Below are 17,264 nucleotides of genomic sequence, written 5' to 3' on the forward strand. Positions count from 1 at the left end.
ACCCCCGCGGTGACCAACTCGACGCCGACGCCTCCCGCCGTCTCCCGCGACGCGGCGGCGACGCGCAATCCGGTGGGCGGGCACGTGCCCGTCGCCGGCGGACTCGCCTCGGTGGGCCTGGCGTACGCCGCCGAGATGGGCGCGGAGGCCGTCCAGGTCTTCGTCGCCAATCCCCGGGGCTGGGCCACGCCGAAGGGGAACCCGGCGCAGGACGAGCTGTTCCGCGCGCGGTGCGCCGCGCTCTCCGTACCGGCGTACGTGCACGCGCCGTACCTGATCAACTTCGGCTCGCACACCGAGGCCACCGTGGAGAAGTCGGTGGAGTCACTGCGGCACTCGCTGCGCCGGGCCCGGGAGATCGGCGCGCTCGGGGTGGTCGTCCACACCGGCTCGGCGACCGGCGGCCGTCCGCGCGAAGCGGCGTACGCGCAGGTCAGGGAGCACATGCTGCCGCTGCTGGACGAGCTGACCCATGACGACGACCCCTTCCTGCTGCTGGAGTCCACGGCCGGGCAGGGTTCCTCGCTGTGCTCGCGCACCTGGGACTTCGGGCCGTACTTCGAGGCGCTCGACCACCACCCCGGGCTCGGGATCTGCCTGGACACCTGCCACATCTTCGCGGCCGGTCACGACCTGGCCGAGCCGGGCGGCACCAAGCAGACGTTGGACCTGCTGGTGGACGCCGTCGGACCGGGCCGGCTGAAACTGATCCACGCCAACGACTCCAAGGAGGGTGTCGGCGCCCACAAGGACCGGCACGCCAACATCGGCCAGGGGCACATCGGCCCGGATGCCTTCGGTGAACTGTTCTCGCATCCCGAGACGGCCGGCGTCCCGCTGGTCATCGAGACGCCCGGCGGCAAGGAAGGGCACGCGGCGGACGTGGCCCTGCTGAAGGAGCTGCGCACCTCGCACTGATCGCCACGTTGCTTGAGGAATACCCTGGGGGGGTATACGGTTCTGTCACCGGGACAGAACCGCATACGGCGTTTCCCATGCGAGGGGCTTGGCCATGGAACACGCGCACGCGCACCACGAACACGGCGACGAGCACGACGGCACCCACGAACCGGGACACGACCCGGGGCACGCATCCGGCCACCACGGACCCGCACACCCGCCCGCCGGCGGCAAGGTCACGTGGGGTGCGGCGGCCCGGGCCACCCTGCACTGCCTCACCGGATGCGCCATCGGCGAGGTGCTCGGCATGGTCATCGGGACCGCGCTGGGCTGGGGCAACGTACCGACGATGATCCTCGCGATCATCCTCGCGTTCGTCTTCGGTTACGCCCTCACGCTGCGCGGGGTCCTCGCGGCCGGGGTGGACTTCCGCTCGGCCGTCCGGGTGGCGCTGGCCGCGGACACGCTTTCGATCGCGGTCATGGAGTTGATCGACAACGGGGTGATCGCGCTGTGGCCGGGCGCGATGGACGCGCACCTCGCGGACCCGCTGTTCTGGATCGTCCTGGCGATCGCGCTGGCCGCGGCCTTCGTGATCACCGTGCCGGTGAACCGGTGGATGATCGGCCGCGGCAAGGGTCACGCGGTCGTCCACCGCTACCACCACTGAGCGGGGGCCACTTCACGGCCTAGAGCTCGGGGCCGTCGCCCGGCTCCTCCTGGTACGAGTAGCGCTGCTCGCGCCAGGGGTCGCCGACGTTGTGATAGCCGCGCTCCTCCCAGAAGCCGCGGCGGTCGGCGGTCATGTACTCGATGCCGCGGACCCACTTGGGGCCCTTCCACGCGTACAGGTGCGGTACCACCAGGCGCAGCGGGAAGCCGTGTTCGGCCGTCAGCAGTTCGCCGCCCATGTGGGTGGCGAAGACGGTCCGTTCGGCGGCGAAGTCGGCGAGTCTCATGTTGGAGCTGAAGCCGTACTCGGCCCACACCATCACGTGCGTGACCTGCGGGGTCGGCGGCGCCAGTTCCAGGAGGGTGCGCGCGCGCACGCCGCCCCATTCGGCGCCCAGCATGCTGAACTTGGTGACGCAGTGCAGGTCCGCGACGACGGAGTCGAACGGCAGCGCCGCGAACTCCTCGTGGTTCCAGCAGCGCTTCTCGCCGTCGACGGTCGCGCCGAAGACGCGGAACTCCCACCGGTCCGGCTTGAACTTCGGTACAGGGCCGTAGTGGGTGACGGGCCAGCCCCGCTGCAACCGCTGCCCCGGAGGGAGCTCGAACTGCTCTGCTCCCGGAGATTCCCGGTTTTCCGGCTGACCCATGAGTCCATGGTGACAGACTGGGCAGGGTGGTCATGACCAGGTCCGGGCCCATCAGGGCAAGTCCTGGCAACTCCCACTAAGGAGGCACTTACTGGACGGCCTCCGGCGGCGGTGCAAGGATGCGCGCACCTGCCCAGTCACTTAGATGACATTGCTTGGAAGGAGCTTCTGCGATGCAGGGCGACCCCGAGGTCCTTGAGTTTCTCAACGAGCAGCTGACCGGCGAACTCACCGCCATCAACCAGTACTGGCTGCACTACCGCATCCAGGACAACAAGGGTTGGACGAAGCTCGCCAACTACACCCGTGCCGAGTCCATCGACGAGATGAAGCACGCGGACAAGATCACCGAGCGCATCCTGATGCTCGACGGGCTGCCGAACTACCAGCGTCTCTTCCACGTGCGCGTCGGTCAGACCCTCACGGAGATGTTCCAGGCGGACCGGCAGGTCGAGGTCGAGGCGATCGACCGCCTCAAGCGCGGCATCGAGGTCATGCGCGGCAAGGGTGACGTCACCTCGGCGCGGCTCTTCGAGGAGATCCTGGAGGACGAGGAGCACCACATCGACTACCTCGACACCCAGCTGGAACTGATCGAGAGCATCGGCGAGCCTCTCTACATCGCGCAGCTGATCGAGCAGCCGGAGAGCTAGGCCGCCGGGACCCCGGACTCTAGGCCGCTTCGGCCAGCGCGGGTTCGTCGGCCGAGAGGACGGCGGCCGTCCGGCCCTGGTCCAGCAGTTCCCGGCGGGGGCACGCCCCGCGGCCCAGGATGCCCTGGATGGTGCGCACGCACGAGCCGCAGTCGGTGCCGGCCTTCGTCGCCGAGGCGATCTGGCGGGGGGTACAGGCCCCGGCCGCCGCGTGGTCCTTGACCTGCTTGTCGGTGATCCCGAAGCACGAGCAGACGTACACGCGGTTCACCTCCCTGGCGAGGAACGGTTCGACGACCCTCCCCGATTCGGTGAGGCTTACCTAACCGTACCCAAAGTTAGGCAACCCTAAAAGCCCTCGATACGACGATGGGGCGCGGATCACATCGATCCGCGCCCCATCGTCGTACGAAGGTACTGAGTGATCCCTACTGGTCCCGGTACATCTCGGCGACCAGGAACGCCAGGTCCAGGGACTGGCTGCGGTTGAGCCGCGGGTCGCAGGCCGTCTCGTAGCGCTGGTGCAGGTCGTCGACGAAGATCTCGTCGCCGCCGCCCACGCACTCGGTGACGTCGTCACCGGTGAGCTCGACGTGGATGCCGCCCGGGTGGGTGCCCAGCGCCTTGTGGACCTCGAAGAAGCCCTTGACCTCGTCGAGCACGTCGTCGAAACGGCGCGTCTTGTGGCCGGAGGCCGCCTCGAAGGTGTTGCCGTGCATCGGGTCGGTGACCCAGGCGACGGTCGCGCCGGAGGCGGTGACCTTCTCGACCAGCTCGGGGAGCTTGTCGCGGACCTTGTCGGCGCCCATGCGGACGACGAAGGTCAGCCGGCCCGGCTCGCGCTCGGGGTCGAGGCGGTCGATGTAGGTCAGGGCCTCGTCGACGGTCGTCGTGGGGCCGAGCTTGATGCCGATCGGGTTCGCGATCTGCGAGCAGAACTCGATGTGCGCGTGGTCCAGCTGGCGCGTGCGCTCGCCGATCCAGACCATGTGGCCCGAGGTGTCGTACAGCTTGCCGGTGCGCGAGTCCGTGCGGGTCAGCGCGCCCTCGTAGTCGAGGAGCAGCGCCTCGTGGGAGGCGTAGAACTCGACGGCCTTGAACTCGGCCGGGTCGGTGCCACAGGCCTTCATGAAGTTGAGCGCGTTGTCGATCTCCCGCGCGAGCTGCTCGTAGCGCTGCCCGGACGGGGAGGACTTCACGAAGTCCTGGTTCCAGGCGTGCACCTGGCGCAGGTCGGCGTAACCACCGGTGGTGAAGGCGCGCACCAGGTTGAGCGTGGAGGCGGAGGCGTGGTACATCCGCTTCAGCCGCTCGGGGTCCGGGATGCGGTCCGCCTCGGTGAAGGCGAAGCCGTTGACGGAGTCGCCGCGGTAGGTCGGCAGGGTGACGCCGTCGCGGGTCTCGGTGTCCTTGGAGCGCGGCTTGGAGTACTGGCCGGCGATGCGGCCGACCTTGACGACCGGCACGGAGGCCGCGTACGTCAGGACGGCACTCATCTGGAGCAGCGTCTTCAGCTTGGCTCGGATGTGTTCGGCGGACACCCCGTCGAAGGCCTCGGCGCAGTCGCCGCCCTGCAGCAGGAACGCCTCGCCCTTGGCGACGGCTCCCAGACGGGCGCGCAGCTGGTCGCACTCACCCGCGAAGACGAGGGGAGGATACGACTCGAGGTCCGCGACGACAGCGCGCAGTGCCTCGGCATCGGGGTACGAAGGCTGCTGCGCCGCGGGAAGGTCTCGCCAGGTCGCCTTGGCGGCGGGGGCTTGGGTTTCAGCGTTCACGGTCACCTCGTACACATTACGGCGTCCTACGTCCCGTCCAGCCCGTTGCCCACTACGTGAGACGACCATCTCCCCGGACGCGCGCGGTGTGGGCTAGGGTCGTCGGCATGTACGCGCACTCGCACCAGAACTGGTGGTGGCCCGCTTCCGGCGGCCCACTCCTCGCGCGTACCCACTGACACGTACGAGTGACGCGAAGGCCGCCCCGAGGGGCGGCCTTCCGCATGTGGTGCGACCGACACCGCGCAGGAGCCCGGGCCGTCCCTCCCTCCGGAAGGACGCCCCACCATGACCACGGGATTCAGCCGCCTGCTCCACGACTCCGCCCCGCCGTTCGCGCTGCTGCGTCGGCGGACCCCGGGCCGTGACCACGACACCGTCGAGGTGCTCGTCGGTCCGGTCCACGAGGCCGAGCGGCTCGCCGACCTGCCCGTCGGCCCGCTGCCCACCTTGGCCCTCGTACCGTTCCGGCAGATCCGCGAGCGCGGCTTCGACGTGCGCGACGACGGCACCCCGCTGAGCGTGCTGGCCGCCGAGGAGGCCTGGGAGGTGCCGCTCGCCGAGGCGTTGGCCGCGCTGCCCGCGCACGAGGTGCGGGTCGAGGGCGGCGGCTTCGACGTCGGCGACGAGGAGTACGCGGCCACCGTCGAGCGGGTCATCCGCGACGAGATCGGCCGCGGCGAGGGCGCGAACTTCGTGATCCGGCGCACCTACGGCGGCCGGATCGACGGCTTCGGCCGGGCGGACGCGCTGGCCCTGTTCCGGCGGCTGCTGGAGGGCGAGCGGGGCGCGTACTGGACGTACGTCGTCCACACCGGGGACCGCACCCTGGTCGGGGCCAGTCCGGAGGTCCACGTACGGATGTCGGGCGGCACCGTCGTGATGAACCCGATCAGCGGGACGTACCGGTATCCCGCGGGCGGCCCGACGGTCGATTCGCTGCTCGCCTTCCTCGGTGACCGCAAGGAGACCGAGGAACTGTCGATGGTCGTCGACGAGGAACTGAAGATGATGTGCACGGTCGGCGACATGGGCGGGGTCGTCGTCGGGCCGCGACTGAAGGAGATGGCGCACCTCGCGCACACCGAGTACGAGCTGCGCGGCCGGTCCTCGCTGGACGCCCGCGAGGTGCTGCGGGAGACCATGTTCGCGGCGACGGTGACGGGCTCGCCCGTGCAGAACGCCTGCCGGGTCATCGAGCGGTACGAGAAGGGCGGCCGGGGCTACTACGCGGGGGCGCTGGCGCTCCTCGGCACGGACGCGGCGGGAGCGCAGACCCTGGACTCCCCGATCCTGATCCGCACCGCCGACATCGCCCCGGACGGCGCCCTGCGGGTGGCGGTCGGCGCCACCCTGGTCCGGCACTCCGACCCCGCCGGCGAGGTCGCGGAGACCCACGCGAAGGCCGCCGGGGTGCTGGCCGCGCTCGGCGTGCGGGAGGCCGCGCCCCGGCCGGCCTTCGCCGGCGCCCGGGCGGCCGACGATCCCCGGGTGCGGGAGGCGCTCGCGGCCCGGCGCCGGGACCTGGCCCCGTTCTGGCTGCGGATGCAGGACCGCCCGGCGCGGGTCACCGGGCACGCCCTGGTGGTGGACGCCGAGGACACCTTCACCGCGATGCTTGCGCACCTGCTGCGGGTGACCGGCCTGGAGGTGACCGTACGCCGCTACGACGACCCGGGGCTGCGGGCGGCGGCGACCGCTTGGGAGGGCCCGGTCGTGCTGGGCCCGGGGCCCGGCGACCCGGCGGACGCCGACGACCCGAAGATGCGGACGCTGCGCGCGCTGACCGGGGAGCTGCTGGCCGCGCACCGGGGCGGGATCCTGGGCGTCTGCCTGGGGCACGAACTGTTGGCGGCCGAGCTGGGTCTGCCGCTCGTGCGCAAGGCGGAGCCCGCGCAGGGCGCGCAGACCCGCATCGACCTGTTCGGGGCCGAGGAGGTGGTCGGCTTCTACAACACGTACACCGCGCACTGCGCCGACGACCTGGCCGCGCGGCTGGCCGCCGAGGGGGTGGAGGTGTCCCGGGACCCGGTGACGGGTGAGGTCCACGCGCTGCGGTCGCCGGCCGCGGGCGTGGCGGGCGTCCAGTTCCATCCCGAGTCGGTGCTGACCCTGCGCGGCGTGGAGCTGGTCCGCGACCTGCTGATCGGGGTGCGGGCGCCGGTGTGAGCGCGGTGTGGGCCCCGCCCGGGCCCGGTCAGGCGGGGCCGGGCACGAGGGTGTTCTCGGAGCGGCGGCCGGCGAGGTAGTCGGCCACGTTCCGCACGGTGGTTTCGATGATCTGGCCCACGGCGTCGCTCGTGTAGTACGCCTGGTGGGAAGTGACCACCACGTGCGGGAAGGTGACCAGCCGGGCCAGGGTGTCGTCCTCCACGGTCTCCAGGGACTTGTCGAGGAAGAACACCCCGGCCTCCGCCTCGTACACGTCGAGGCCGATCCCGCTGAAGCGGCCCGCCCGCAACTCCGTGACCAGGGCTTCGGTGTCGATCAGTCCGCCGCGGCTGGAGTTCACCAGGATCGCGTCGTCGCGCATGGCCTTCAGGGCGGCCGCGTCGATGATGTGGTGGGTGGAGTCCAGCAGGGGCACGTGCAGGCTGATCAGGTCGGAGGAGGCGAACAGTTCCTCCTTCTGCACGTACGTCATGCCCAGGGCCGCGCAGGCCGGGTTCTCGGCGACGTCCCAGCCGAGCAGGTTCATCCCGAAGCCGTGGGCGATCCGGGTGAAGGCCTCGCCGATCTTGCCGGTGCCGAGGACGCCGACGGTGCGGCCGCGCATGTCGCGGCCCATCAGCCCGTCCAGCCGGAAGTCGAAGTCGCGGGTGCGGATCGAGGCGCGGACGATCCGCCGGTTCACGGCCATCGCCAGGGTCCAGGCGAATTCGGCCACCGAGTAGGGCGAGTAGAAGGAGACCCGGCCGACGGTCATGCCGAGCCGGGCGGCCACGTCCAGGTCGATGTTGTTGAAGCCGGTGGACCGCTGGGCGATCATCCTGGTCCCGCCGGCGGCGAGGATGTTCAGGACCCGGGCGTTCAGGGCGGCGTTGACGCTGGAGGAGACGATCTCGTACCCGGCGGCGATGGGCGCGGTGTCCTCGGTCAGGAAGACTTCGAGGCAGCGGGCCTCGTGCTCCCCCGCGAAGGCGCGCTCCAGGAGCGGCTTCTCGTCGGCGGTCACTCCGAAGGCCAGGATCTCCACGCGTGCTCCCGTACGGTATGTCGGACCATGGGTCGTTCGTCACGATACGACCCACGGTCCGGCGGCGCCCGGCAACCCAGCCCCCGCGTTCGTCGGGAATCCCGGGCCGGTCAGCCGAAGAAGACGCCGACCTCCTCGTAGAGCGCGGGGTCCACGGTCTTCAGCTTCGAGGTGGCCTCGATGATCGGCACCCGGACGATGTCGGTCCCCTTCAGCGCGACCATCTTGCCGAAGTCCCCGTCCCGCACGGCGTCGACGGCGTGCAACCCGAAGCGGGTGGCCAGCCAGCGGTCGAACGCGCTCGGGGTGCCGCCGCGCTGGACGTGCCCGAGGACCGTCGTACGGGCCTCCTTGCCGGTGCGCGCCTCGATCTCCTTGGCCAGCCACTCGCCGACGCCGGAGAGGCGGACGTGCCCGAAGGAGTCGGTGGTGGCGTCCTTGAGGACCAGTTCGCCGTCGGTCGGCATCGCGCCCTCGGCGACGACGACGATCGGGGCGTAGCTCGCCTTGAACCGGGAGGTGACCCAGGCGCAGACCTTGTCGATGTCGAAGCGCTGCTCGGGGATGAGGATGACGTTGGCGCCGCCCGCGAGGCCGGAGTGCAGGGCGATCCAGCCGGCGTGCCGGCCCATCACCTCGACGACCAGGACCCGCATGTGGGACTCGGCCGTGGTGTGCAGCCGGTCGATGGCCTCGGTGGCGATGCCCACGGCCGTGTCGAAGCCGAAGGTGTAGTCGGTGGCCGACAGGTCGTTGTCGATGGTCTTGGGGACGCCGACGCAGGGGATGCCGTACTCCGCGTACAGCTCGGCGGCCACGCCGAGGGTGTCCTCGCCGCCGATCGTGATGAGGGCGTCGACCTCGAACTTGGCGAGGTTCTCCTTGATGGAGCGCACGCCGTTCTCCGTCTTGAACGGGTTCGTGCGCGAGGACCCGAGGATGGTGCCGCCCCGGGGGAGGATGCCCCGGACGGCGGGGATGTCGAGCGGGACGGTGTTGCCCTCGACGGCCCCGCGCCAGCCGTCCTTGAACCCGATGAACCCGTAGTCGTACTCCTGCACGCCCTTGCGGACGACGGCCCTGATCACCGCGTTGAGTCCGGGGCAGTCGCCGCCGCCCGTGAGCACTCCGACCTTCATGGAATCTCCCTTCGCCATGACGGTCACGCTAGTGGTGACCCACGTCACAGCAAGGGGTCCGGCGAGGGTGATTCAGGTGGAATCGCGGGGCGTCGCGTACATCGGTTCACTCGTACGAAGACGTAAGTACGACGTTCGACACCCGGTTCGCGGCGATCCGGCGGGCCGGCGTGGACCGCGGCGGCGGCGCGGGTCCGGTCAGGCGTCGTCGAGCCCGCGCTCTATGGCGTACCGGACGAGCTCCACCCGGTTGTGCAGCTGGAGCTTGCCGAGGGTGTTCTGGACGTGGTTCTGCACCGTGCGGTGCGAGATGACCAGGCGTTCGGCGATCTGCTTGTACGAGAGCCCCTTGGCCACCAGCCGCAGGACCTCGGTCTCCCGGTCGGTCAGCTGCGGGGCCTTGGGCTCGTCGGCGGCGACCGGGGCGGGATCGGTGGCCAGCCGCCGGTACTCGCCGAGCACGAGGCCGGCCAGCCCGGGGGTGAACACCGGGTCGCCGGCGGCCGTGCGGCGGACCGCGTCGATCAGTTCCTGCGCTCCGGCGGACTTCATCAGGTAGCCGGTCGCGCCGGACTTCACCGCCTCCAGCACGTCCGCGTGCTCCCCGCTGGCCGACAGGACCAGGACGCGCAGGGCGGGATCGGCGCCGACGAGTTCCTTGCAGACCCGCACCCCGGGCATGCCCGGCAGGTTGAGGTCGAGGACCAGTACCTGCGGGACGACGGCGCGGGCGCGGCGCAGCGCCTCGGGACCGTCGCCGGCCGTGGCCACGACGTCGAACCCGGCGGCGGCCAGATCGCGGGCGACCGCGTCGCGCCACATCGGGTGGTCGTCGACGACCATCACCTTGATGTCGTGGAGTTCGTTCGGGCCATGGGGCTCGTTCGGCGCGTTCACTGGGTCCTCCCCCTCGGTACTTTCAGTTCCACTTCGGTGCCCTGTCCGGGGACGGACACCAGCTCGGCGCTGCCGCCGAGCTCGCGCAGGCGGCCCCGGATGGACAGGGCGACGCCCATCCTGCCCTCGCCCGCCGCCTGGTCGAGCCGGCCGGACGGGATGCCCGGGCCGTCGTCCCGGACGGTGACGATCACCTCGTCGCCCCAGTCCTCCACCAGGATCCAGGCCCGGGCGCCGTCCCCGGCGTGCTTGCGCACGTTGTCCAGGGCGGCGCCGACGGCCGCGGCCAGCTCCCGGGCCGCGGGCACCCGCAGCATCACCGGCGTCCCCGGCTCGGCGAAGCTCACCCGCGACCCGGCGTGCGGGGCGAGGAGCGTGCGCAGGTCCAGTTCGCCGGTCCCGGACTCCGATTCGTCCACCTCGTCCACCTCGTACGTGTCGACGAGCGCGCCGAGGGACTCGTCGCGGGAGACCCGTGAGGGGTGCACGAGGCCGGTGGAGACCAGCGTGCGCAGGGCGACCTCCTGCTCCCCCGCCATCCGCCCCAGCTCGGCGGCCTCGCCGCCCAGTTCGGTGCCGCGCCGCTGGACCATGGCGAGGACCTGGAGGACCCCGTCGTGGATGTCGCGGGCCAGGCGCTCGCGTTCGCGGGTGGCGGCCTCGATCTCCAGGGCGCGGGCGAGGGTGGCCTCACTGGCCCGGGCGACCTCGACGACGTAGCCGATCGCGATGGACGCGACCCAGACCAGCAGGACGTTGTGCAGGGTGTCGCGGGTGGGCTGGCCCGCGTGGATGACGAGGTTGGCGGCGGCCACGAAGGAGGAGGCGAAGGCGGCCCAGCGCCAGCCGCCCTTGATGGCGAAGGCGAGCACCGATCCGGCGGTCCAGATGCTCGGCAGCGTCGAGCCGCCGTCCGCTATCCGTTCGTGGGAGTCGGCGAGCGGGGTGAGCAGGATCCCGGTCAGCGCGACGGTGAGGTCCGCGCCGAGGAAGCCCCGGGTGCAACTGGCCGCGTTCGCCACCCTGGGGTGGGTGGCCAGGGTCCAGACCGCGAGGAGGCAGAGGTAGCCGATCGCGACGCCGGGCCGGTCGAACTCCTTGTGGGAGAAGGCGAACAGCAGCACCGCGTAGACCACGGTGAGCAGCCGGTAGGCGGTCAGGGCCCGCCACAGCGGCTGCTCGACCGACATGCGTACGACGCGCTCGCGCTTCGCCATCTCCCCCACCCCCCGCGGGCGGTACGTCCGCCGCCCACCTACTCGGCGACGGTGTCGCCCTTGCCGCCCCTGTCGGGCCTGTCACCCTTATCGGCCTTCTCGGCCTTCTCCGCGTCGGCGATCTGCCGCTTGGCGGCCGTCGCGTAGATGTCGACGTACTCCTGGCCGGAAAGCTTCATGATCTCGTACATGACCTCGTCGGTCACCGAGCGGAGGATGAAGCGGTCCCCGTCCATGCCGTGGTAGCGGCTGAAGTCCAGCGGCTTGCCGATCCGGATGCCCGGGCGCATCAGCTTCGGGACCACCTTGCCCGGGGGCTGGATCTTCTCGGTGTCGATCATCGCGACGGGGATCACCGGAGCGCCGGTGGCGAGCGCCACCCGGGCCAGACCGCCGGGTTTGCCGCGGTAGAGGCGGCCGTCGGGTGAACGCGTCCCCTCGGGGTAGATACCGAACAGCTCCCCGCGTTCGATGACGTCGATGCCGCTCTTGATCGCGGCCTCGCCCGCTCCGCGCGCACCGGAGCGGTCCACCGGAAGCTGACCGACGCCCTTGAAGAACGCGGCCGTCAGCTTGCCCTTGACCCCGGGGGAGGTGAAGTACTCCGCCTTCGCGATGAAGGTCACCTTCCGGTCGAGCACGGCCGGGAGGAAGAAGGAGTCCGAGAAGGACAGGTGGTTGCTCGCGAGGATCGCCGGCCCCTCCGCGGGAATGTTTTCGAGGCCCTCCACCCACGGCCTGAAGGCGAGCTTCAGGGACCCGCCGATGGAGAACTTCATTGCGCCGTAGATCAACTCGAAAGCCTTCCTGTATCTGTCGAACAGACCTTATCCCCTGGCTCCGCCCGCGGCGGCCCTACGACCCTGGTCGGTACCACCCCCGTCGCGTACGGTGAAGTCACACAGCGCAACGCTCCCCGTACCCCCGCGCATCCTGATCGACTAAGGAGACTCTGGTGCCCGTCCTCCCTGGAGCAGAGCCGTTCCGCCACGAGGGCGGAGAGGTCGGCGTGCTTCTCTGCCACGGCTTCACCGGTTCGCCGCAGTCGCTCCGCCCCTGGGCCGAGTACCTGGCCGCGCGCGGCCTGACCGTGTCGCTGCCGCTGCTGCCCGGGCACGGGACGCGCTGGCAGGACATGCAGCTCACGGGTTGGCAGGACTGGTACGCGGAGGTGGACCGCGCGCTGCGGGAGCTGCTGGACTCCTGCGAGCAGGTGTTCGTGTTCGGATTGTCGATGGGTGGCGCGCTGACCCTGCGGCTGGCCGCCAAGCACGGGGACGACATCAGCGGCATCGTCCTCGTCAACCCGGCCAACAAGGTGCACGACCCGCTCGCCGTCGCCCTCCCGGTGGCCAAGCACTTCATCCGTTCGACCCCGGGCATCACGAGCGACATCGCGAAGCCGGGTTCCGTCGAGATCGGCTACGACCGGGTCCCGACCCGGGCCGCGCATTCGCTGCGCACGTTCTTCCGGCTGGTCGACGCCGAACTCCCGCAGGTCACGCAGCCGCTGCTGCTGCTGCACAGCCCGCAGGACCACGTCGTACCGCCGGTCGACTCGGCGCGCATCCTGGCCCGGGTGTCCTCCACGGACGTCACCGAGACCCTGCTGGAACAGAGCTACCACGTCGCGACGTTGGACCATGACGCGGAGCGGATCTTCGCGGACAGCTATGCGTTCGTCGGTCGGCTCGCGAAGAGCGTCGGCAGGGAGGGGGCGGCCAGCGGTGGCTGAGCACGAGGAGTCGTCCGGGGGCGTTCCCCCGCTGGACGAGGAGGCGGCGTGGGCGGCGATCGTCGCCGGGTACGGACAGGAGCCCCCGGACCCGCCCGGGGCCCGGCCGTTCCGGCCGATCGAGAACCTGCTGCTGCCCGAGGAGGACGTGAAGCCGGCCCCGCCGGCGCCGGTGGCGGACGAGGACCACGGTAAGGGGGAGGGGAAGGGGAAGGGCACCGACCCGGACCCCTTGCCGCCGCTGGGCAGTTCGGTGGTCTTCGCCCCGGGCGTGGGCGCGACCGGGCCGGGCACCGGTCCCCGGGACCACTCGCCGGCCGAACCGAAGGACGACGACCCGGGCGCGGAGGAGGGTCACTTCGTCCCGCCGGAGCCGGAGCTCCCGCCCGCGGACACGACGGCGAAGTTCGCGTGGCTGGCGGTGATCGGCGGCCCGGTGCTGCTGCTCCTGGCGGTGCTGCTCCAGTGGAACATGACCTGGTGGTTGACCACCCTGGGCATCGGCGGTTTCCTGGGCGGCTTCGCCACCCTGGTGGCCCGCATGGCCCACGGCGACGAGGACGAGGACGACGACCCGGGCCGCGGCGCGGTGGTCTGACCCGCGCCGCCCCGGCGGCCGCGCCGGCCCCGTCCGGCGCGGCGGCCGGCGCGACGCCCGCCCCACCCCCACCCACGTCGGGCGCACGGCGCCCGCCGCCCCCGGCCCCCAGCCCCACCGGCGTTTGAGGCGTGGGGGTGCAGGGGCGGAGCCCCCGGACGGGGGCCGGGGCGCGGTCCCGGAAAACGGCGAAAGGGCGGGGCGGGGAGCGGGCCCGCGCAGCGGCCGCCCCGGGGCCACCGCCCTACGGCCCCGCCGGAAGCCGCAGCACGGCCAGCACCGGCAAATGATCGGTGGCCGCCCCCAGATCACGGTCCGCCACCCCGGGCAACCCGACCGGCACCCCGCAGGCCAACACCTCCACCCCCGACGAAGCGAAGACCGCGTCGATCCGCCGATCGGCCCGCACCCCCGGCCCCGCCGGAAACGTGTGCTCGCCACCCCACGGCGCCACCGCCCAGCAGTCCTGCAACACCCCGGCCAACCTCCCGAACGCATCCCCGACCGGAGTCTCGTTCACATCGCCCCCGACGATCACGTACGGGACGTCCATCGACGCGACGCGCTCCAGCAGCATCCCCGTCTGCCGCCCCCGCTCCTCCCGCTCCAGCGACAGGTGCGTGCTGATCACCCCGAGCCGGACCGCCCCGAACCGGACCACCGCCGTGGCGAAGCCGCGCCGGTGCAGGCCGGGGCCGAGCGGCAGCAGGACGTCCTCGGTGCGCTCCACCAGGGCCCGCAGCGAGCACAGCAGCAGCGGCCCGGCCGCCGTCGCTCCCCCGCCGAGCACCACCAGGTCGCACTTCGCGGCCAGCCGGGCGGCGTGCTTGCGCCAGCGGAAGAACCGCGGCGCTTCCTGCGCGAGGACCAGGTCGGGTGCGCAGGCCCGGATCACCCGGGCGAGCGCGTCCTCGTCGTCGTGCAGCGAGCGGAGGTTGTAGCTGAGCACCCGGATGACGACGGAACCGTCGGGCTCGGTAAGGGACTTGGGCGGCAGGGGCGGCGTCGGGTCCATGCCCGCAACATACGCAGCCGCCCGCCGCTCCCCCAAGGGGCGCGACGGGCGGTCATGACGAAGGACCGGTCAGCCCTGGCGCGCCAGGTCGGCCGCGCCGACGAGTCCGGCCCTGCCGCCGAGCTGCGCGGCCAGCACCTGCGCGTGCGGCCGCCACGCGCCGCCGATCAGCCAGCGCTTGAAGGACTTGCGGATCGGGTCCAGGACGAGGTCCCCCTCGTCGGAGACGCCGCCGCCGACGATGAACGCCGACGGGTCGAAGAGCGAGGCCAGGTCGGCCAGCCCCGCGCCGGCCCAACGGGCCAGCTCGCGGAAGGAGTCGATGGCCACCAGGTCGCCCTGGCGGGCCGCCTGGCTGACGTGCTTGCCCTCGATGCCCTCGGGGGTGCCGTCGCCGAGGGCGAGCAGGATCGCCGCGTTCTCGGGGGTGGCGTTGGCGCGCTGCCTGGCGTAACGGACGAGGGCGCGGCCGGAGGCGTACTGCTCCCAGCAGCCCTGGCTGCCGCAGCCGCACAGCAGGCCGTCCGGGACGACGCGGATGTGGCCGAACTCGGCCGCGACGCCGAAGCGTCCGCGCCGCAGCTTGTTGCCGATGATGATGCCACCGCCCAGGCCGGTGCCGAGCGTGATGCAGATGACGTCCTCGTGGCCCTGGCCGGCGCCGAAGCGGTACTCGCCCCAGGCGGCGCAGTTCGCGTCGTTCTCGACGACCACCGGCAGGCCGATGCGCTGCTCGACCTTGTCCTTGAGCGGCTCGTGGCGCCAGTGGATGTTCGGGGCGAAGAGCACGGTCGCGCGCTTGTCGTCCACGTATCCGGCGGCGCCGATGCCGACGGCTTCGATGGTGTGGTTGCTGCTGACTTCGGCGACGGCGGCGCAGATCGCCTCCGTCACCCCGTCCGCGGTCGGTGGGGTGGGCACCTTGTACGTCTCAAGGATGGTGCCCTCTTCGTCGACCACGCCGGCCGCGATCTTGGTGCCGCCGATGTCGACGCCGATGGTGAGTCCCATTAGTCCCTCGGTTTCCGGTCAAGCCCCGCCACGGCCCACCGTACCCGAGGCAGCCGGAGGATCAGTCGAGATCGATCCGCTCGGCCGGACCCGCACCCGGGTCCTCGCCGGGCCCGTGACCGGGGTCGCCGTCCTTGCGGGGGGTCGGCCGGGTGGGCGGTTCGTCGCGCGTCCACCGGCGCTCGTGGCCGTCGACGGCCGAGCGGTAGGCGGCGAGGAGTTCCGCGCCGGCGGCCGCGAGGTGGCCGAATACCTCGGGATTGCGCTCGACGACGGGCTTGGCCGCGGTCTTGGCCTGGTTGACGAACTGGCGTACGGCGTCCTGGGCGACGGCGCCGACGATCGGGTTGTTCAGGGAGGAGACCTTTTCGGCGACGGCCTCGAAGAGCTTGAACAGTTCCTCGGCGGCGGTCCCGTTGCCCGGTGCGGCGCCGTCCCGGCCGGCGCGGCGACGCTCCCGTTCGGCGGCGAGGTCCTCCTCGCAGGCCTTCGCCCAGGCGTCGTCGTCGGTGGGGCGGTCGGCGGTCTCGCTCATCGCGGACTCTCCTTGCGGGGCGTACGGTGCAGCCACATTCGACCTTACCCGAACGGCGGTACGTCGTTCAGTGCGCCCGTGGCCACAGCTGGGGGTCCGGGGTGAAGCGGATGCGGAGCACGCCGTCGGTGAGGGCGGCGCCGGAAACGGTGCAGCGGCGCAGCGCCGAGGGCAGCGGAACGATCCTGCGGTGCGGGCCCACCGCGAGGAGCAGCTCGTCCCCGCGCCGGATCAGGTCGAGCTCGCTCTTGCGGGCCCGGGGCAGCGGAACCGCCCAGACCAGTACCCCGTCCTCGGCCCGCCGGTCCTCGACGGCCCAGCGGGGGCGGCCCGGGGCGGCCGGCGGGGCGAGCGGGCCGGCGCCGGCGAGGGCGGCCGGCGACCCCGGGCCGCGGGGCTCCCCGCCGGTGTGGGGCAGGGCGAGGACGCGCAGGTCCCGGCTCCACTCCTCGCGGAACTCGTCCTGTCGGGCGGCGAGGCCCGCGACCCAGGGGTCCGCGGAGTCCCGGGGCACGAGCCGGTTGGCCACCAGGTCGGTGACGGGCAGCTGGTGCAGGGCGAGGCCGAGGAGGCCGGCGCGCAGGGCGGCGTCCGCGGCGGCCCCGGGCTCGGCGACGACCCGTACGGCCGTGTCGGCGGCTTCGACGACGGCTTGGACGGCGGCGAGCTCCTCGTCCCAGCGGGCGGCGGCCTCGTAGAGCCACTGGGCGGGCATCGGGACGCCGGCCAGCTGGGCCAGTACGGGGCGCAGCGCGCGGGCCGCCTGCCGTTCGGCGGGCAGCAGCCGGGCCAGGTAGCGGCGCAGCTGCGCGGGGAGCGCGAGGGCGGTCACGCTCTGGTGGAGCGGGGGCATGTCGACGACGACGAGGTCGGTCGCGGGTGCCGCGGCGGCCCGGCGCAGGGCGCGGAGCAGGGCGAACTGTTCGGCGCCGGGCAGTTCGGTGATCTCCTCGGCGCCGAGCGGGCGTCCGCCGAGCATGCCGATGAGGGAGGCTCCGCGTTCCTGGAGGGCGACGAGTTCGGCGCGGAACTCCTCGCCGGAGTCGATGCCGGCGAACCGCAGCCCGGGAACGGCCCCGGGGTCGGCCGCCGGGTCCGCGGAGAGCAGCAGCACCCGCTGCCCGGCGCGGGCCGCGGCGAGCGCGGTACCGGCGGCGACGGTGGTCCGCCCCGCCCCTCCGGGGCCGGTGATCAGCAGGGTGCGGGGCATGGTTCTCCTCGTACGAATCGGGCGCGGCCCGGGGACGGGGTCCCGCCCGAACCGGGAG

At 72.1% G+C, this 17,264-nt stretch carries 18 protein-coding genes; 6 read left to right on the forward strand and 12 right to left on the reverse strand.

What is annotated here, in order from left to right; genetic code table 11:
- The first annotated feature begins 9 nt into the window (after window positions 1-9).
- Both ACZ4XJ_RS07365 and ACZ4XJ_RS07370 read left to right on the forward strand, forming a co-directional pair.
- The gene (locus ACZ4XJ_RS07365) at window positions 10-918 is read left to right on the forward strand and encodes a deoxyribonuclease IV (protein WP_468495932.1); all 909 of its coding nucleotides are present in this window, start codon (window positions 10-12) and stop codon (window positions 916-918) included.
- A 94-nt stretch (window positions 919-1,012) separates the two neighbouring features.
- The gene (locus ACZ4XJ_RS07370) at window positions 1,013-1,570 is read left to right on the forward strand and encodes a DUF4396 domain-containing protein (protein WP_362879721.1); all 558 of its coding nucleotides are present in this window, start codon (window positions 1,013-1,015) and stop codon (window positions 1,568-1,570) included.
- 19 nt (window positions 1,571-1,589) lie between these two features.
- Here ACZ4XJ_RS07370 and ACZ4XJ_RS07375 read toward each other — a convergent pair whose 3' ends face one another.
- The gene (locus tag ACZ4XJ_RS07375; RefSeq protein ID WP_362879723.1) at window positions 1,590-2,222 is read right to left on the reverse strand and encodes a sulfite oxidase-like oxidoreductase; all 633 of its coding nucleotides are present in this window, start codon (window positions 2,220-2,222) and stop codon (window positions 1,590-1,592) included.
- A gap of 173 nt (window positions 2,223-2,395) precedes the next feature.
- Here ACZ4XJ_RS07375 and bfr point away from each other — a divergent pair, with 173 nt between their 5' ends.
- Window positions 2,396-2,875 carry a bacterioferritin gene (gene bfr, locus ACZ4XJ_RS07380; RefSeq protein ID WP_281204637.1) on the forward strand — a complete coding sequence of 160 codons (480 nt, stop codon included), beginning with the start codon at window positions 2,396-2,398 and terminating at the stop codon, window positions 2,873-2,875.
- Window positions 2,876-2,894: 19 nt separating this feature from the next.
- On the opposite strand, the gene ACZ4XJ_RS07385 is transcribed toward bfr, so the two are convergent.
- Window positions 2,895-3,146: a (2Fe-2S)-binding protein gene (locus tag ACZ4XJ_RS07385; RefSeq protein ID WP_362879724.1), complete on the reverse strand. Its 252-nt coding sequence runs from the start codon at window positions 3,144-3,146 to the stop codon at window positions 2,895-2,897.
- Window positions 3,147-3,303: 157 nt separating this feature from the next.
- On the reverse strand, window positions 3,304-4,659 hold the full coding sequence (locus tag ACZ4XJ_RS07390; RefSeq protein WP_362879726.1) for a class II 3-deoxy-7-phosphoheptulonate synthase: 1,356 nt from the start codon (window positions 4,657-4,659) through the stop codon (window positions 3,304-3,306).
- 282 nt (window positions 4,660-4,941) lie between these two features.
- On the opposite strand from ACZ4XJ_RS07390, the gene ACZ4XJ_RS07395 reads away from it, so the two are divergent.
- Window positions 4,942-6,822, forward strand: coding sequence for an anthranilate synthase family protein (locus ACZ4XJ_RS07395; protein ID WP_468495595.1), 1,881 nt, complete (start codon window positions 4,942-4,944; stop codon window positions 6,820-6,822).
- A gap of 28 nt (window positions 6,823-6,850) precedes the next feature.
- Here ACZ4XJ_RS07395 and ACZ4XJ_RS07400 read toward each other — a convergent pair whose 3' ends face one another.
- The 5 genes from ACZ4XJ_RS07400 to ACZ4XJ_RS07420 form a co-directional block, all read right to left on the reverse strand.
- Window positions 6,851-7,849, reverse strand: coding sequence for a 2-hydroxyacid dehydrogenase (locus tag ACZ4XJ_RS07400; protein ID WP_468495596.1), 999 nt, complete (start codon window positions 7,847-7,849; stop codon window positions 6,851-6,853).
- Between the two features lie 110 nt (window positions 7,850-7,959).
- Window positions 7,960-8,988, reverse strand: a complete 1,029-nt coding sequence (locus ACZ4XJ_RS07405) for a 6-phosphofructokinase (RefSeq protein WP_468495933.1) — start codon at window positions 8,986-8,988, stop codon at window positions 7,960-7,962.
- Between the two features lie 198 nt (window positions 8,989-9,186).
- A complete protein-coding gene (locus ACZ4XJ_RS07410; RefSeq protein ID WP_362879779.1) occupies window positions 9,187-9,831 on the reverse strand; it encodes a response regulator transcription factor in 645 nt (214 codons plus the stop codon).
- A gap of 50 nt (window positions 9,832-9,881) precedes the next feature.
- On the reverse strand, window positions 9,882-11,102 hold the full coding sequence (gene macS, locus ACZ4XJ_RS07415) for a MacS family sensor histidine kinase (RefSeq protein WP_468495597.1): 1,221 nt from the start codon (window positions 11,100-11,102) through the stop codon (window positions 9,882-9,884).
- Window positions 11,103-11,140: 38 nt separating this feature from the next.
- Entirely contained in the window at window positions 11,141-11,881 is a 741-nt protein-coding gene (locus ACZ4XJ_RS07420; protein ID WP_468495934.1) for a lysophospholipid acyltransferase family protein, read from the reverse strand.
- 176 nt (window positions 11,882-12,057) lie between these two features.
- Here ACZ4XJ_RS07420 and ACZ4XJ_RS07425 point away from each other — a divergent pair, with 176 nt between their 5' ends.
- Both ACZ4XJ_RS07425 and ACZ4XJ_RS07430 read left to right on the forward strand, forming a co-directional pair.
- Window positions 12,058-12,837 (forward strand): alpha/beta hydrolase, encoded by a 780-nt coding sequence (locus ACZ4XJ_RS07425; RefSeq protein WP_468495598.1) that lies wholly within the window; start codon window positions 12,058-12,060, stop codon window positions 12,835-12,837.
- Window positions 12,830-13,435 (forward strand): hypothetical protein, encoded by a 606-nt coding sequence (locus ACZ4XJ_RS07430; protein WP_468495599.1) that lies wholly within the window; start codon window positions 12,830-12,832, stop codon window positions 13,433-13,435. The genes ACZ4XJ_RS07425 and ACZ4XJ_RS07430 overlap by 8 nt, the downstream gene beginning before the upstream one ends.
- 244 nt (window positions 13,436-13,679) lie before the next feature.
- On the opposite strand, the gene ACZ4XJ_RS07435 is transcribed toward ACZ4XJ_RS07430, so the two are convergent.
- The 4 genes from ACZ4XJ_RS07435 to ACZ4XJ_RS07450 form a co-directional block, all read right to left on the reverse strand.
- Window positions 13,680-14,450 carry an endonuclease/exonuclease/phosphatase family protein gene (locus ACZ4XJ_RS07435; RefSeq protein ID WP_468495600.1) on the reverse strand — a complete coding sequence of 257 codons (771 nt, stop codon included), beginning with the start codon at window positions 14,448-14,450 and terminating at the stop codon, window positions 13,680-13,682.
- Window positions 14,451-14,519: 69 nt separating this feature from the next.
- Window positions 14,520-15,461: an ROK family glucokinase gene (locus ACZ4XJ_RS07440; protein ID WP_362879738.1), complete on the reverse strand. Its 942-nt coding sequence runs from the start codon at window positions 15,459-15,461 to the stop codon at window positions 14,520-14,522.
- A gap of 61 nt (window positions 15,462-15,522) precedes the next feature.
- A complete protein-coding gene (locus ACZ4XJ_RS07445) occupies window positions 15,523-15,996 on the reverse strand; it encodes a DUF5304 family protein (RefSeq protein ID WP_362879740.1) in 474 nt (157 codons plus the stop codon).
- Window positions 15,997-16,063: 67 nt separating this feature from the next.
- The gene (locus ACZ4XJ_RS07450) at window positions 16,064-17,206 is read right to left on the reverse strand and encodes an ArsA family ATPase (protein ID WP_468495601.1); all 1,143 of its coding nucleotides are present in this window, start codon (window positions 17,204-17,206) and stop codon (window positions 16,064-16,066) included.
- Window positions 17,207-17,264 lie beyond the last annotated feature (58 nt).

Source organism: Streptomyces sp. NPDC029836 (assembly GCF_055574495.1).

Bases quoted from the DNA above. Each gene is read 5' to 3' on its own strand.
- ACZ4XJ_RS07435 (WP_468495600.1), bottom strand. From the start codon at position 14,450: ATGGACCCGACGCCGCCCCTGCCGCCCAAGTCCCTTACCGAGCCCGAC.
- bfr (WP_281204637.1), top strand. From the start codon at position 2,396: ATGCAGGGCGACCCCGAGGTCCTTGAGTTTCTCAACGAGCAGCTGACC.
- ACZ4XJ_RS07440 (WP_362879738.1), bottom strand. From the start codon at position 15,461: ATGGGACTCACCATCGGCGTCGACATCGGCGGCACCAAGATCGCGGCC.
- ACZ4XJ_RS07450 (WP_468495601.1), bottom strand. From the start codon at position 17,206: ATGCCCCGCACCCTGCTGATCACCGGCCCCGGAGGGGCGGGGCGGACC.
- ACZ4XJ_RS07445 (WP_362879740.1), bottom strand. From the start codon at position 15,996: ATGAGCGAGACCGCCGACCGCCCCACCGACGACGACGCCTGGGCGAAG.
- ACZ4XJ_RS07405 (WP_468495933.1), bottom strand. From the start codon at position 8,988: ATGAAGGTCGGAGTGCTCACGGGCGGCGGCGACTGCCCCGGACTCAAC.
- macS (WP_468495597.1), bottom strand. From the start codon at position 11,102: ATGGCGAAGCGCGAGCGCGTCGTACGCATGTCGGTCGAGCAGCCGCTG.
- ACZ4XJ_RS07375 (WP_362879723.1), bottom strand. From the start codon at position 2,222: ATGGGTCAGCCGGAAAACCGGGAATCTCCGGGAGCAGAGCAGTTCGAG.
- ACZ4XJ_RS07370 (WP_362879721.1), top strand. From the start codon at position 1,013: ATGGAACACGCGCACGCGCACCACGAACACGGCGACGAGCACGACGGC.
- ACZ4XJ_RS07420 (WP_468495934.1), bottom strand. From the start codon at position 11,881: ATGAAGTTCTCCATCGGCGGGTCCCTGAAGCTCGCCTTCAGGCCGTGG.
- ACZ4XJ_RS07410 (WP_362879779.1), bottom strand. From the start codon at position 9,831: ATGGTCGTCGACGACCACCCGATGTGGCGCGACGCGGTCGCCCGCGAT.
- ACZ4XJ_RS07395 (WP_468495595.1), top strand. From the start codon at position 4,942: ATGACCACGGGATTCAGCCGCCTGCTCCACGACTCCGCCCCGCCGTTC.